Here is a 14,432-nt window from a genome sequence, read left to right as displayed (position 1 = left end):
TTTTTGTGTTTTTTTCGACTAGTCGGCCCTTAAAAGTGATTTCGTACAGATTATCTTTCATTGTCATTCGCCTCTACTTCATTCGTTGCATTAGACAGTTTAGCTTATTAGATGTATAGTATATTTGGAAATAATGGAAAGAGGCGAGTCCAATTGGTATACATAAAAATGAACAGTCCAGAATATGTAAAGGCCAGCATAGCTCTTTTTTTCGGCGGGTTTGTCACCTTTTCCATTTTGTATACAACACAGCCTTTACTGCCTGTTTTCTCAAAAGAATTTCATATCTCTGCCGCATCAGCCAGTTTAACCGTATCGGCTTCAACCGGAACACTGGCTTTTATGATGCTGGTAGCTGCTAGTTTGTCAGATGTTCTTGGAAAAAAGAAAATCATGATCATCTCGATGCTGCTTACTTCCATGCTCTCTATGTTTATTGCTATGAGCCCAAATTTTCCTTTGCTTGTTGTATTCCGAACACTGCTTGGAATTTCTTCAGCAGGCATCCCCTCTCTCGCTATGGCGTATGTAGCAGAAGAGTTTCATCCAACTGCAATTGGCAAAGTGATGGGATTGTATATAAGCGGAACAAGCATCGGCGGAATGGCCGGCCGAATAATCACTGGCTTGTTGACAGATTTTTTTTCATGGAGGACCGCTTTATTTTCCATCGGAGCGCTAGCTCTTATTTTAAGCATCGTCTTTGCTTTTATTCTACCGACACCAAAGAATAGCGAAAAAAAGCCGTTTAATATAGAAGCTGTTATAAAGGCATATACTGTACACTTAAAAAATAAGCCGCTTTTATCTCTCATTTTTTTGGGCTTTTTATTTATGGGAAGCTTTGTGACATTATACAATTATATCGGCTATTTACTGAGCGAGCCTCCTTATTCATTCAGCCAATCATTGCTTGGCTTCCTTTTCATCGTCTACATTTTCGGAAGCTTCAGCTCTGTATTTTTAGGCAAAAAAGCTGATGAACACGGCCATTCAGCCACGCTAATTTTTGCCGTCGCTTTGACTATTGCCGGAGCCATATTAACTCTTTTTCCGCCAGTATCGGTGAAAATTATCGGCATTTCACTATTTACATATGGTTTTTTCGGCTGTCATTCCATTGCCAGCGCTTGGATTGGAGAACGGGCGGATAAGAATAAAGCTCAAGCATCTTCTTTATATCTTTTATTCTATTATTTGGGATCAAGCTTAGTTGGTACATTTGGGGGCTATTTTTGGATTCATTTCCATTGGGCGGGAGTCATCTTGTTTATCACAGCTTTATTGCTATCAAGCGTACCTTTTATTCGGTATGCTGAGAAACGTCTTTAACCGTCAGAAAGTATAATAGATTAGTGCAGAAAAAAAACGCTTAGCCCTGTCGGAAGAGCTGAGCGTTTTTTCAAGAAAAAATTTATGGTGTTCGGATTATCGTGCAAAATTCCCATAAAAATTAGAGATAGATCAGCATGTCACAAGCAGAAAATTGCATGGAATTCCTGTAAACTGTCCACTGTTTTACACAGCCCATTTCACGTAAAATCCCTCAAAAAATGCCACTTTTCAAAATAAAAATATGGCAACTTTCATCTTTAAAAAAGCTCCAGAAAATAACATCTTTTTCTATTGACTTTTACGTTGCGTAACACCTTATAGTTGCTAACGCAGAGATGTAATAGGTGACAATGAAGGTAAAAGAAGCAGGGGCTTTTCAAATAATCAAAATTTGCAAGGTGGAAGCAATGAAAATAGTCATCGAAATTACAATCGAACAAGATGAAATTGTTCGATTTCTTTCAAATCTTGCTTGATATATAAAACTTGTAGCAATTGATATGTGGGACCCTTATGAACTGTCAATTGTGATAGCTAAAATTCATATTGTTAAGTCAGCAAACAAAACCTGATAGAAAATTCGGAAGGCTGTCAGTTAGAATAGATTAGTCAATGAATGGGTTTATGAAAAAGTGTTAGATTACGATTTTTCTATTGTAGCTAAAAGCATGGAAGAGGGTGTTTTTACCCTCTTTCCACACTTTTTTGGATTTCCAAAATTATATTAATTGAAGAGAAACGAACTTAATTTCTAGGAATTCGTCCAGCCCGTAGTGGCTTCCTTCTCTTCCAAGGCCACTCTCTTTCATTCCGCCAAAAGGTGCTTGGGCGACAGACGGAAGGCCGTCATTGATTCCGACAATGCCGTATTCTAGATTTTCAGAAAACCAAACAGCCTTTTTGAGAGATTGGGTGTAAACATACGCAGCCAAACCAAATGGTGTACCATTTGCACGTTGGATAACTTCTTCATCATCTGAATATGTGCTGACCGGTGCCAATGGACCAAATGTTTCTTCCTGCATGCACAACATATCATCTGTTACATCAGAGATTACAACCGGCTTCATAAAATATCCTTTGTCCATATTCACGGCAGGTCCTTCATGGAGTTTCGCGCCTTTTTCGACTGCATCTTCTAATTGATGTTGAACTTTTTTGACTGCATTTTCGTCAATAAGCGGTCCAATGTCTACCTTCTCGTCAAGACCATTCCCTACTTGCAGCGTTAAAACAGCTTCATGAAATGCTTTTAAAAACGGCTCCTTAATTGACTCATGGACATAAATCCGGTTGGCGCATACACACGTTTGACCGGCATTTCTGAATTTTGATTGCACAACGCCCTTTACAGCTTCTTGAATATTTGCATCTTCTGTTATGATAAAAGGTGCCAAGCCTCCAAGTTCAAGCGATACTTTTTTTACGGTATCCGCTGCTTTTCTCATTAACAGCTTTCCAACTGGAGTAGACCCTGTAAAAGTAACCTTCTTAACGCGTGAATCTTCCATCCAAACATCAACGACTTCAGCTGGTTTTTCAGTCGTTATAACATTGATGACACCGGCTGGAAAACCTGCTTCATGAGCACATTCTGCTAATAAAAGTGCTGTAAGCGGTGTTTGTTCAGCCGGTTTTATGACAACTGTGCATCCGGCTGCAAGGGCAGGGGCGACTTTCCGTGTGATCATCGCCGCCGGAAAGTTCCAAGGAGTTATGGCAGCAACGACTCCAACAGGTTGTTTTTGAACGATAATTCTCTTCGAATGAACAGATGCCGGAATCGTTTCGCCATAAATCCGTTTCGCTTCTTCTGCAAACCATTTCACAAAGCTGTTTGCATATTGTATTTCGCCTTTCGCCTCGGCGAGCGGTTTTCCCTGCTCGATTGTCATCGTGGATGCCAACACTTCCAGCCGATCATTTATGAGCTTATACCATTTTTCCAGTAATTCTGCTCGTTCATAGGCTGTCGTTTTTGACCAAGTTTTAAAAGCTTCGTGAGCTGCATCGACAGCCAGCTTTGCTTCCTTGGCGGTTCCGTTCGGCACATAACCAACTGTTTCAAAAGTGGCAGGGTTTTGAACGGCAAAATTGTCATCCAACTGAACAAATTCTCCGTTAAGATACAGCCCTTTTGTCAATGGTTGTTCTTTCATACTGCTTGAATCTCCTCTCTTTCTTTTTCTTCGTTCGAGTGGTGCGTAAATATGCGGTCGTTTTCTCCGCGCAGAAAATCTTTCCCATACAGCAGGATGCATAAAAGGATGCCGGCAGCAAAAGCCATTGTTGCTCCTTTTATGACGAGGATTGCACCAACAATCCCCGCAATTCCAAGATCACGCTGGCTGCGGGACTGCATGACACCGATACGAACGCTTACATAACCTTGCACCAACAATGTCAATGCTAAAGCTACCCCAAGTATCGGTTGTACTAAACTTACTATAGGCAGCAAAAATAATCCAGTATTTGTACCCCAACGGAACGATCCTGCTCCGCCGAAAAACGAATGCATCGCTTCTTTACCTTTTTTAAACCGCTCAATCACGACCACTTGCATAGCAGCCCACATCGGACCGCACATCGTAATATCAGGGCCGATCATGCTCATCAGAATGTTTCGGCCACCAAATATTAAGTGGGCGCGGTTCGGATTGTAATCAACTTTTTCATCCGTACGTATGACATCAGATTCAGAAAGGAGAGCTTTCGTTTTCAGCACATCTCCAAACACAACTAAATACGTTGCAAAAACAGCAGGGACTGCCTTCACGAAAAACGATAACGCAGGGAAGCCCAGGCCAAACACCGTATATTCCGCCCAAAGTGTGGCGAAGTCTGGTTTACTGAAACCCCATTGAATGTCCGGCCATTTCGCTTCTCCAACAAGAGGCGCTACAAAAACAGCTAGCAAAATAGCAGGTAAAATCCCTAAATTCCCCAACAAAGCCCAGCCTTTGTTTTTTTGCTTTAATTTTTCGAAATGTTTAGAGAATATTAGATAAAACGCAAAGCCAATGCAAATTGTGATCGTAATCGGGAATAATTCAAACTTTCCTCCAGCTTCAAAAATCGATACGACAGCTCCAATGCCGGCACCCAGTATAATACCTGATTTAATGGCGTCAGGCACTAAACGCACCACTTTGCTGGCAAGTCCCGTTACTCCTAAAATGATGGATAAAATTCCAAGAGTCAACTGAAATGCAATGAGTGCATAGATTCGGTCCTCACCTTCAGGAAATTGTTTAACAAACAAAACAATCAATGGAATCGCGGGAGTGACCCAACCTGGAATGACCGGGTCACCAAGCAGATGATGCAGTAAATATAAAAGTCCATTCAATACAACAACAGCGAGAGCCACTTCAAACGGCATCCCTAAATGATCCGCTAAAAGAGTAATAGCCCCAAGGTCTACCGCACACATGAGCAAGCCTTGCACATAATCGGGCCATTCAAACCGATAATGAATAAACGGCAGCCGTATTTTAAAGGGACCTGCAGGGATATATGGCGTTTCAGCGCCGTGCGGACGATTTTTCCATTTCATGATCATGATTTTCCCTCCTATCAATAGGCAGCACGGTATATTTGTTCAATATCTTTTTTGCTTAATTTTCGAGGGTTATTGCGCAGAAGCCGCGTTTGCTTTAAAGCTTCCTCAGCCATTTCAGAAATCGCAGATTCCGGAATATTAAATTCACGCAAAGATTGTGGAATTTCCACATAGCGGCATATCCGGATCATCGCTTCAATCGCTGCATCAGCCGCTTGATCATCGTTTAGATGATCTACTTTTTCTCCTAACGCTTCTGCGATATCACGGAATCTTTCTAAACAAGCTATTTTGTTCCATTTCATGACGTATGGAAGCAGCAAGGAGTTGCTTACACCGTGTGCTATATGAAAACGTCCTCCAAGAGGATAAGCGAGAGCGTGCACTGCTCCAACACCTGCATTACCAAAAGCCAATCCCGCCATGAGACTCGCTGTAATCATCGCCTCACGTGATTCGATGTTTTCCGGGTTTGAATACGCTTTCGGTAAATGGGTGGAAATAAGTTTCATCGCACCAATTGCCAGTGCATCCGTAATTGGAGAAGCAAACTTTGAAATATATGCTTCCACAGCATGAACCAATGCATCCACTCCGCTTGCTGCTGTCACGCTAGGAGGGCACGTAATGGTCATGATCGGCGAAACAATTGCGACATCAGGTAATAAGTACGGACTGACAATCCCTTTTTTCACCTGCTCTTTCGTATCCGACAAGATTGAAATATTCGTAACTTCGGAACCTGTTCCGGCAGTTGTCGGAATGGCTATTAAAGGCAGCCCTGGTGATTCCACTAAATTAATTCCAAAGTATTCTTCAATTTTCCCCTTATTCGTCGCCATGACAGAAGCCGCTTTGGCAATATCGATAGCGCTTCCACCGCCGACAGCGATCAGCCCGTCATGATTTCCTACTTTTATCGCTTGAAGACATTGTTCGACAATTTCAATTTCCGGTTCCGGATTTACATCCGAGAATACTCCCGGCTCCATCGGCAATAAATTTTGAACCTGTTTTACTACTCCTGCTTTGATAAGTATCTTATCTGTCACGATAAGTGGATTTTTTATCCCAAGCCGCTTCACTTCTTCAGGGAGTTGATTGAGAGAATCAGTTCCTGTAATTAATTTGTTCGCCATTGAAAATGTAGATATATTCATTTTTTCCTTCCTCTCCTTTCAAACTAGCGAGAAATGAATTGATTTTCCTGGTGTCACTCAAATGTCTATGCAATTTTCGTGCCAACTCGAAAATGATTTGTGTATTTTTTATAAATTTTTAATAGCCTCGAATATTTGTAACAAAATCTTCAATGTTTTTTTAGATCGTTTTTTATTCAAGTAGTGGTTCAAATCAGGAAAAATTGATTATAAAACGAATCATATCTAGGTTTTTTGATTAGTTTTCTAATCGTATGTGAAGTTTTTTCATTTTTTGTACAATGGCACTTTGGCTAATTCCTAAAAATTTCGCTGCGGCTCTAGTCGTACCATGCTTTTTAAGTGCATCGATAATGAGGGAGCGTTCAAGCTCCGCCACAGCTTCCTTTAAAGTTTTAGGCTTTGAAGCCGGGAAAATCTGTTGTATGAAAGGAGGAAGGTCGCCTACATCAATTGTGTCGTGAAAGGTAGTCACAACTAGTCTCTCAACTAAATTCGCAAGCTCCCTTATGTTCCCAGGCCATGAATAGTTTGTCAGCCACTCAATGCATTCCGGGGTCATTTTTTTATTTTCATTATATTTTTTATTAAATTCCTTCAAATACATTTCTAATAAAGGAACTATCTCTTCCTTCCGCTCCCGCAAAGGGGGAACATCAAAGGTGACAATATTCAGTCGATAATATAAATCCTCACGGAACGCCCCTTCCCTTACTAGAGATGCAAGATCTCTATGAGTTGCTGTTATGAGTCGTACATCGACTTCTCTCATTTCAGTAGATCCTACTCTCATAAACCGGTTTTCTTCTACAACCTTTAGCAGCTTAACTTGTAATTCTAACGGCAAGTCTCCAATTTCATCTAAAAATAACGTCCCGCCGTTAGCCTTTTCAAAAATGCCTATTTTCCCTTCTCTCAAGGCTCCTGTGAAAGAACCGGGTTCATAGCCAAAAAGTTCAGCTTCTACTAAATGTTCAGGAATGGCGCCGCAGTTTAATTCCATAAAAATTTTATTGCTTCGGGAGCTTCTCGAATGAATATATTTCGCAATTAAGCTTTTTCCTACGCCGGTTTCTCCCTGCAGCAAAATTTTTGCGTCAGTTTTGGCGACTTTGTTCGCAAGCTGGAAAATTGGAAAAGTAGAAGGACCGATGACAAGATTTTGAAAACCCGTTTGTTCAGGAAAAAGCGAGTTTTGCGAAATTTTTTGATACGAAAGCTTTTGACTGTCCAATTCATGCTTCAAACGAATCAGTTCTGTTATATCTCTCACACTGTTGACGACATACATCACTTCATTGGAAGAAGAAAAAACAGGTGTTGCAGATACAATAATTTTCCTCTCATTGCGAATGGTCTGTATAAGAGTGACCGGCTTTTTCGTTCGAATCGTTTCTAAAGATGCAGATTTGGAAATAATCCCTTGCTCAACCAAATGGCTCATATGCTTCCCTTTCACTTCTTCTTCTTTGATCCCCGTAATCCGTTCATAAGCTTTATTGATAAACAGCGTAATCCCTGAACCGTCTGTTATATAGACACCGTCATATAATGAGTTAAGAACGATCCGGCACAATTTGCTCTGAAAAAAAGATTGGAATTGAGAGTAAGAGATCGAATGCTGCTCAAGACTTTGTACAGGAGCATTCGTTAAAATAAAATGACGAATCGGTTTTGTTAATTCTCCTTGCTGAACGGCTCCAAATAGCGACTCAAGTGTTAAATAGCCTGCAAATTCACCGGATTCGTTAAATACTTCCACTTCATTAACGCCAATAGGAAAAATTGAAATCGCTTCCTCAACCGACATATCGGGACGAAAGCTAGTCATAAAATTCCCTCCTAATGCCACTTTGCAACTGTTTACATTGATTAGTTTTAGTATAAACGATTAGAAAAATGATTGGTTGTTTTCTGACTTAGCAAAAAGTTCAAGTACCTTCCAACTTCTAGCATAAAGGCGTTTTATGCTGTTGTGGCAACGGTCTGATTTCGAGGGCTAATCACTGGGGCCAGCGTTTCGAAAAAGTTTCCGCAGCTTAAGTTTCTAGATAAAAAATTAAAAAACGTGCAGGTTTAATTGGTGCACGCTTTTATGCAATTCAACAGATCATGACAGGAAGGCTGAACAAAAGGCAAAAGCAGAAATCAGCCTTTTGTTCAATTACACAGATCAAAACAGTTTCTTATAAATATTAGAACCTTTCCTTGATTCGAAAAGCATCAGCAGAAACTCGCCGCTAAATCGTGTGAATGGCTCGATTCCATTTTCCAATATTGACATTTGCAAGCTCACAATGCTTTTCTTCGAGAAAGGTCGAGTCCAGTAGAATAGTTGATTTCTAACTTCCCGCTTCTAAAGGATGCAAAAAAATGAACATTGTTTAAACAAAATCGAATTTGCAAAGACTTGAATTAAAAAAAATGAATCCTTGCATAAAGTTAATCGTAAATTATATCAAAAGAATAAAACATTAACCGTTATATCGAAGATCAAATTTGCGGGGGGAAACAATGTATACGCACGCTACGAATAGAAGACAAATGCCCAGTGTTTTAAAGGCGTTTGCCGTTTCTTTGGCTATCGCCATGCTAGGAATGGCAGCGGGAATATACGTGCCGCCATCACTGTTTTTGCCACTTGCCATAATTGAACTTGGCATGATTATTTTTGCATTCTTTTTGCGCAGAAAAAAAGCTATTTCTTATACATTTCTATATAGTTTTACGTTTATTTCAGGGATTACAGCCTATCCAATGATCTCGCATTATGTTTCAACAATCGGCGCGCACGCGGTCATAATGGCACTAGCCGCCACAACCGCTGTTTTTAGTGGATTAGCTGTATATGCAACTGCAACAAAACGAGATTTCTCATTTCTTGGCGGAATGTTATTTTCTGCCCTGCTCGCTTTTCTGATCATTTATGTTCTTAATCTTTTTTGGCCGTTGAACTCAGGCGGCATGCTCGCATTTTCCTTCATAGGAGTATTAATTTTCAGCGGCTACGTATTATATGACTTTAATCGAATGAAGCATTACGGTGTTCATCCAGAAGAAGTGCCGTTAATAGCCCTAAATCTATATTTAGACTTCATCAACCTGTTCATTCAAATTTTACGAATCTTTGGCATTCTTTCTTCAAAAGATTGAAGGAGAGCTAAAAAAAGAAAGCTGCTTGCAAAAATTTCGGGTATTTAAAAATTTGTAGAACCGGCGCAATTTTTATGTCAGAGTCATCTAGTGCCGGTTCTTCTTTCACTCGTTAGGAAAGCTTTTATGATTCCTTTTTTGGCCATTTTACTTTTGCTTGCTGCTCTCCTTTTTTGTCCTTGCAACAAGCCTAATATTTCAGCATGTTTGTTCTTTTTGCCCGGCGTTTCACTGCAATCTTCAAACGCGTTTGCCCTGTACGGCTGACGGTTACGTGCAGCTGAATTTTGCTGTAATCAACTCTTTTTGACAAATACCCGATTTGAGTATTTTCCAGAATTATTCCAACTTACATTTTTACCTATAATCTTTTATAATAAAAAATATAGTGAAAAGAAAGGAGGCAGCCCTTTTAATATGGAAGACGTTGCATTAAAAACAATTTTGCAGGCGCTGAAAGAGCATTCTGAGCACATTGACTCAAGATTTGATCATCTTGAAAAAAGAATGGATGGCTTAGAGGCAAGAATGGACAAACTGGAATCTAGAATGGATAAAATGGAATCTAGAATGGACAAGCTGGAATCAAGAATGGATAAACTGGAAAACGATTTGCAATCTTTTAGAAAAAACGTGGATGAACGCTTTACACGCTTAGAGAAAAAATTGGAAGGGATTCGCGCTGAATTAACAGACGCACAAGAAACCCTCGACTTCGTGTCCAGCAAAACATTGAAGCATGAAAAAAAGCTTAGACAATTATAGCTTAAGTTCTCATCTTCCAAAAATCGCTGCAATATTTTTTCCTTTCCTTTTCACCTTCAGTTTCTGCATCTTTAGCCTTTTTGACAAAACGTAATAATCAAAAAATAAAAAGGGCGCCAAAAAGAAGCTTTCGGCACCCGTATTATCTAGTTATTTAATTGTTACTTTTACTTGTTTACGTCCGAATTGGATCGCATCTTGTTCAGTAGGCATATGGATATCAATTTTTTTGCCGCGGATTGCACTGCCCGTATCAGCAGCAGTATATGTTCCGTATCCTTCTATATATACTTTGCTTCCTAACGGAATAACACTTGGATCTACAGATACAACTTTTGAGTCTTTTGTTAATACAGTTCCATTTGCTGTTTTATTTCCTACTAAAGAATATGCGGTGGCTTCCATTGTAATCGTTTCGCCAGCATCTTTCGCTCCGTTATCTTCTTGAGCTTTCGTTGCAGTTTCTCTCGCTTGAACTTCTTGCTTGCTGACAGTTTGATTAGAGCTGTTTTCCTCTTTAGGTGAAGAAGACGTTGCTTCTTCATTTTTTAAACTCTTTTCATTCGCAGCATATGTACTGGTTTTATTTGCAGATGCTGTGTTTTTATCATTCGTCGTTGTTTCTTGCTGTACGACTGGTTTGTTCACTTTCTTTTCTACTGTACGTTCCTCTTTTGCTGCTTGATCAATTATTAAAACATCACCAGCAAAAATTAAATCGGATGTTAAGTTATTCGCAGATTTTAGTGACGAAACGGTCACACCGAATTGATCGGCAATACTGCTTAACGTATCTCCAGATTTGATTGTATATTTTATTTTTTCACTTACGACTAATTCTTGATTTGGATAAATCGTTTCAGTCGTTAAGCCGTTCCATTCTTTTATATCTGCCACTGATACATTATATTCTTTAGAGATTTCCCAAAGAGAATCACCTTGTTTTACCTTATATGTTTCAGCAGAAGCTTGACCTACAAATGGAAGCGAAGTCGCTACTGCAGCTGTAAAAGCAATGATTGTTTTTTTCATGATGAAAAATCCCTCCTTTTCCCTACAACGACAATCATAGCAATTTTATGTAACAATAGCTTTGCAAAAAGATATTAAATAGATAACAGTTGCTTTTCAAAGAAGAAAAGACTGTAAAATTTCATACTAATATTTAGGAATTTTTCACTTCAGTTACTGTTACGCCAGTGCATAATTCCTTCTCTTCTGATTGCTCAGGCAAAATATAAGCCTTGCCATATTTTCGCTTAAACCTCACTTCACTGCTATTTCATCCAGTCCTCAAATAAATTTGTCATGTTATTTATGAAGGGATTTTCAGACATGAATTGATAGCTTATCATTCTTGATCTACATTGATTGGACAGTCGATCTTTATCCAAACCGATCTATATGTCGTACGAAATAGTAGAAAATGGTATTATGTCAAGAAAATAGACACGTAAAATCGAGAAAAATTTTAAAACCCTACACCCTACTACCGCACTTCGTTTAGTGGCCTCTTGAGAAGGAGAACGGTTTGATAAATCCTTCCCCTTCTCAAGAGGAAAGATGCCCCTTATATCGTGATTTGCGGATGGCCAAAACGAAGGAGAAAATTTCCGGCACGTTCCGTTCCGAGAAAGGCGTAAGGCCTTTTGCCTGATGCGGAGTGTCATCTCCACAATCCAAAAACAGAACAAACCGATCGCTGACACCCTTGAGCAGCTGCTTCAAGGACACACGGATGATTTGTTTTCCTAAGAGGGATGCCGCCCGCCAGAGGTTTTTCACGCCTGAAAAACCTCTCTTTGGGCTAGCTTCAAAAACAAGCTCTATTAGAGGGCTGAGTAGTTACTAATTTACATCTGATCTTTTTAATTTTTTAGTTCAATACGTTTAATCTCACCAACAATGAACAAGTAGCTGATCATGGCAACAACCGCATTGAGTCCTACAAAGACTAGTGCGCCATTAAAAGAGCCTGTTGCATTAATGATATATCCAATGATAATCGGTGTTGTAATACCAGAAATATTACCAAATGTATTAAATAATCCTCCACTGATACCGCCCATTTCTTTTGGAGAAGTATCCGCCATAACGGCCCATCCTTGCTGTCCGAATCCTTTCCCGAAGAAGGCAAGAGCCATAATTCCAACTACCAGCCATTCCATATCCGTATAATTACAAATAATCATAGTTGATGAGAGAATCATCCCAATAATAATGGGAGTTTTTCGAGCAAATGTAAGGGATTTCCCTTTTTTTAACAAATAATCGGAATAAACTCCCCCTAAAATTCCACCTAAGAAACCACTTAGACCAGGTAGAACAGCTACAAACCCGGCTTCAAGAATAGACATGCCACGTTCTTGAATCAGGTAAACCGGGAACCAAGTCATAAAGAAATATGTAAGGGTTGAAATACAATATTGACCAATATAAACCCCTACTAACATACGACTTCGAAGCAACTGTTTAATATGGGACCAGTTAATTTTGCTAGCTTCTTTATTAGCACCCTTATCCATCATTTCTAACAGACCGCCGCCCTGTTTTATATATTCCAGTTCAGCTTGATTGACACGTGGATGATCTTTTGGGCTATGAATGACTTTTAACCAAAGAAAGGTTATGAGTATGCCTAGTACACCCATTACAATAAAGACATATTCCCAACCAAAGGATTGTGTAATCCAAGACATAAATGGGTTGAAAATAATGATGGCTACAAATGCGGATGCACTAAAAATGGCAGATGCAGTAGCACGCTCATTATCCGGAAACCAGGAGGCCGCAACTTGGCTATTGCCAGGAAACGATGGTGCTTCAGCCAGACCCATGATAAATCTAAGTACAAATAACATCACAATTGCTGTAGCAGTACTAAAAAATCCGACAAATCCTTGTAATAAAGTGAATAAAGACCACAGAAACAAGCTCCAGGAAAGAATTTTCTTTGTTCCGAATTTATCTAGTATCCATCCACCTGGAATTTGTCCAAGTGCATAAGCCCAGCTAAAAGCAGAAAAGATATATCCCATCGTGACAGCATTTATACCTAAATCATTTTGTAAAGGTGCAGCTGCAACAGATATGGTAGCTCTGTCTGCATAGTTAATAGTAGTCACTATAAAACACATGGTTACAATCATCCAGCGAATGTTTGTTTTCTTAGCAGACGGAATAGTTTCCATTTGATTAATGTCATTTCTCACCAAACTCATACTAGTCTCCCCCTTTTTCATATCTATAGCCCTACCCCTTTGTACTAAAAATATTTAAAAAGTTTGAATAGTCATACTATTAAGTTGCTAATCTCTCATTCATTTATCATTAACGTCCTAACCATCCGCCATCAACCACAAGCAAATGACCATGAATATAATTGGATGCATCGGATGCCAGGAACACGGCTGGTCCTTTAAAGTCGTCTGGATTTCCCCATCGCCCTGCAGGAATTCGCTCAAGAATCTGTCTGCTTCGAACGGGGTCTTCAATTAAGGCTGTGTTCATTTCTGTCGCAATATAACCAGGAACAATGGCATTTACATTTACCCCTTGTGAAGCCCATTCGTTCGCAAGGGCCTTTGTCAGTTGACCTACTGCGCCTTTTGCTGCAGCGTAAGCTGGGACTAAAATACCGCCTTGGAAAGAGACAAGAGAGGCAATATTGATAATTTTCCCGCTCTTTCTCTTCACCATATGTCTTCCAGCTTGTTGGCAAAGTATCCATACCGCTTTAAGATTTACTGTTAGAACATCATCCCAATCCTGTTCTGAAAAATCTACTGCCGGAGAGCGTCTTTGAATACCTGCATTATTAACGAGAATGTCTACAGAACCCATAGTTTCGATTGCGTTTGGAATAACTTGTTTCACATCTTCCAGATTGATTAAGTCACAATGAATAATCTCACAACGAACGCCTAACGCCTTAATTTCCTCTTGTGTAGATGTATCATTAGAACGTTGCACTAATACTATATTTGCTCCTGCCTCTGCGAGTCCAATAGCAATCCCCTTGCCAATACCACGAGATCCCCCTGTTACCACTGCAACTTTACCGGTTAAATCAAATGCTTGTTTCATCATTATCACTCCTCGTATACTAAGTTTCAGAAAGTTTTTTTATCGAATTTCCAGTCCGATACGCTCCTTGACAATCGCATATCTTGGGTGGTTGCCTTTGTGGGAGGGGCGCGCCCTCCCACAAAGGGTTGAGCGTACCGGGGTTGGACTTTTCGCAATGTTCCTGGATAATGGTCTTAGGATCATCGGGGATACTCTTCTCACTCCTGTAGCTTTGACTACTTGTAAAGTCTGTCTCCTCGGCCCCTGTTTGGACGTCTAACCCGCAGGCTGTTCCCGTTGGTTTTCCCCATGCTGGAAGGAGCAGCTTCCAGGGCAGCCCATGGTCCAACGTGAGTTCTCATATGCGAGGGTGACTGGTCAACAGGCGC

12 protein-coding genes are annotated in these 14,432 nt (G+C 40.0%); 4 read left to right on the top strand and 8 right to left on the bottom strand.

The features are described from left to right. Window positions 1–153 precede the first annotated feature (153 nt). A complete protein-coding gene (locus NSR00_RS15040) occupies window positions 154–1,332 on the top strand; it encodes an MFS transporter (protein ID WP_340789630.1) in 1,179 nt (392 codons plus the stop codon). Between the two features lie 353 nt (window positions 1,333–1,685). After that, the gene (locus NSR00_RS15035; protein ID WP_261308703.1) at window positions 1,686–1,811 is read left to right on the top strand and encodes a hypothetical protein; all 126 of its coding nucleotides are present in this window, start codon (window positions 1,686–1,688) and stop codon (window positions 1,809–1,811) included. A 243-nt stretch (window positions 1,812–2,054) separates the two neighbouring features. Here the strand turns inward: NSR00_RS15035 and NSR00_RS15030 are convergent, their stop codons facing one another. From NSR00_RS15030 to NSR00_RS15015, 4 genes are all read right to left on the bottom strand, one after another. Then, window positions 2,055–3,494: an NAD-dependent succinate-semialdehyde dehydrogenase gene (locus NSR00_RS15030; RefSeq protein ID WP_327856574.1), complete on the bottom strand. Its 1,440-nt coding sequence runs from the start codon at window positions 3,492–3,494 to the stop codon at window positions 2,055–2,057. Next, window positions 3,491–4,891, bottom strand: a complete 1,401-nt coding sequence (locus NSR00_RS15025; protein ID WP_063389297.1) for a hypothetical protein — start codon at window positions 4,889–4,891, stop codon at window positions 3,491–3,493. Before NSR00_RS15025 ends, NSR00_RS15030 begins: the two co-directional genes overlap by 4 nt. A 20-nt stretch (window positions 4,892–4,911) precedes the next feature. Continuing rightward, window positions 4,912–6,057, bottom strand: a complete 1,146-nt coding sequence (locus NSR00_RS15020) for an iron-containing alcohol dehydrogenase (RefSeq protein ID WP_340789629.1) — start codon at window positions 6,055–6,057, stop codon at window positions 4,912–4,914. Window positions 6,058–6,295: 238 nt separating this feature from the next. Beyond that, on the bottom strand, window positions 6,296–7,888 hold the full coding sequence (locus NSR00_RS15015) for a sigma-54 interaction domain-containing protein (protein ID WP_311066874.1): 1,593 nt from the start codon (window positions 7,886–7,888) through the stop codon (window positions 6,296–6,298). Window positions 7,889–8,571: 683 nt separating this feature from the next. On the opposite strand from NSR00_RS15015, the gene NSR00_RS15010 reads away from it, so the two are divergent. Together NSR00_RS15010 and NSR00_RS15005 are read left to right on the top strand one after the other, a co-directional pair. Next, complete coding sequence (locus tag NSR00_RS15010) at window positions 8,572–9,210, top strand: Bax inhibitor-1/YccA family protein (RefSeq protein ID WP_340789628.1); 639 nt, start codon at window positions 8,572–8,574, stop codon at window positions 9,208–9,210. Window positions 9,211–9,627: 417 nt separating this feature from the next. Further along, the gene (locus NSR00_RS15005) at window positions 9,628–9,975 is read left to right on the top strand and encodes a hypothetical protein (protein ID WP_327856578.1); all 348 of its coding nucleotides are present in this window, start codon (window positions 9,628–9,630) and stop codon (window positions 9,973–9,975) included. Between the two features lie 150 nt (window positions 9,976–10,125). Here NSR00_RS15005 and NSR00_RS15000 read toward each other — a convergent pair whose 3' ends face one another. From NSR00_RS15000 to kduD, 4 genes are all read right to left on the bottom strand, one after another. Continuing rightward, window positions 10,126–11,007 carry a LysM peptidoglycan-binding domain-containing protein gene (locus tag NSR00_RS15000; protein WP_063389278.1) on the bottom strand — a complete coding sequence of 294 codons (882 nt, stop codon included), beginning with the start codon at window positions 11,005–11,007 and terminating at the stop codon, window positions 10,126–10,128. A 519-nt stretch (window positions 11,008–11,526) separates the two neighbouring features. Beyond that, window positions 11,527–11,760, bottom strand: coding sequence for a hypothetical protein (locus tag NSR00_RS14995; protein ID WP_340789625.1), 234 nt, complete (start codon window positions 11,758–11,760; stop codon window positions 11,527–11,529). Window positions 11,761–11,843: 83 nt separating this feature from the next. Continuing rightward, window positions 11,844–13,196, bottom strand: a complete 1,353-nt coding sequence (locus NSR00_RS14990) for an MFS transporter (protein WP_340789623.1) — start codon at window positions 13,194–13,196, stop codon at window positions 11,844–11,846. A 109-nt stretch (window positions 13,197–13,305) separates the two neighbouring features. Further along, window positions 13,306–14,061, bottom strand: coding sequence for a 2-dehydro-3-deoxy-D-gluconate 5-dehydrogenase KduD (gene kduD / locus NSR00_RS14985; protein WP_340789621.1), 756 nt, complete (start codon window positions 14,059–14,061; stop codon window positions 13,306–13,308). Between the last annotated feature and the right edge of the window lie 371 nt (window positions 14,062–14,432).

It is taken from the genome of Aeribacillus sp. FSL K6-8394, from assembly GCF_038008865.1.
In the GTDB taxonomy this organism is placed as follows: Bacteria; Bacillota; Bacilli; order Bacillales; family Aeribacillaceae; genus Aeribacillus; species Aeribacillus composti.
This window is presented reverse-complemented; position numbering and strand designations above follow the sequence as displayed.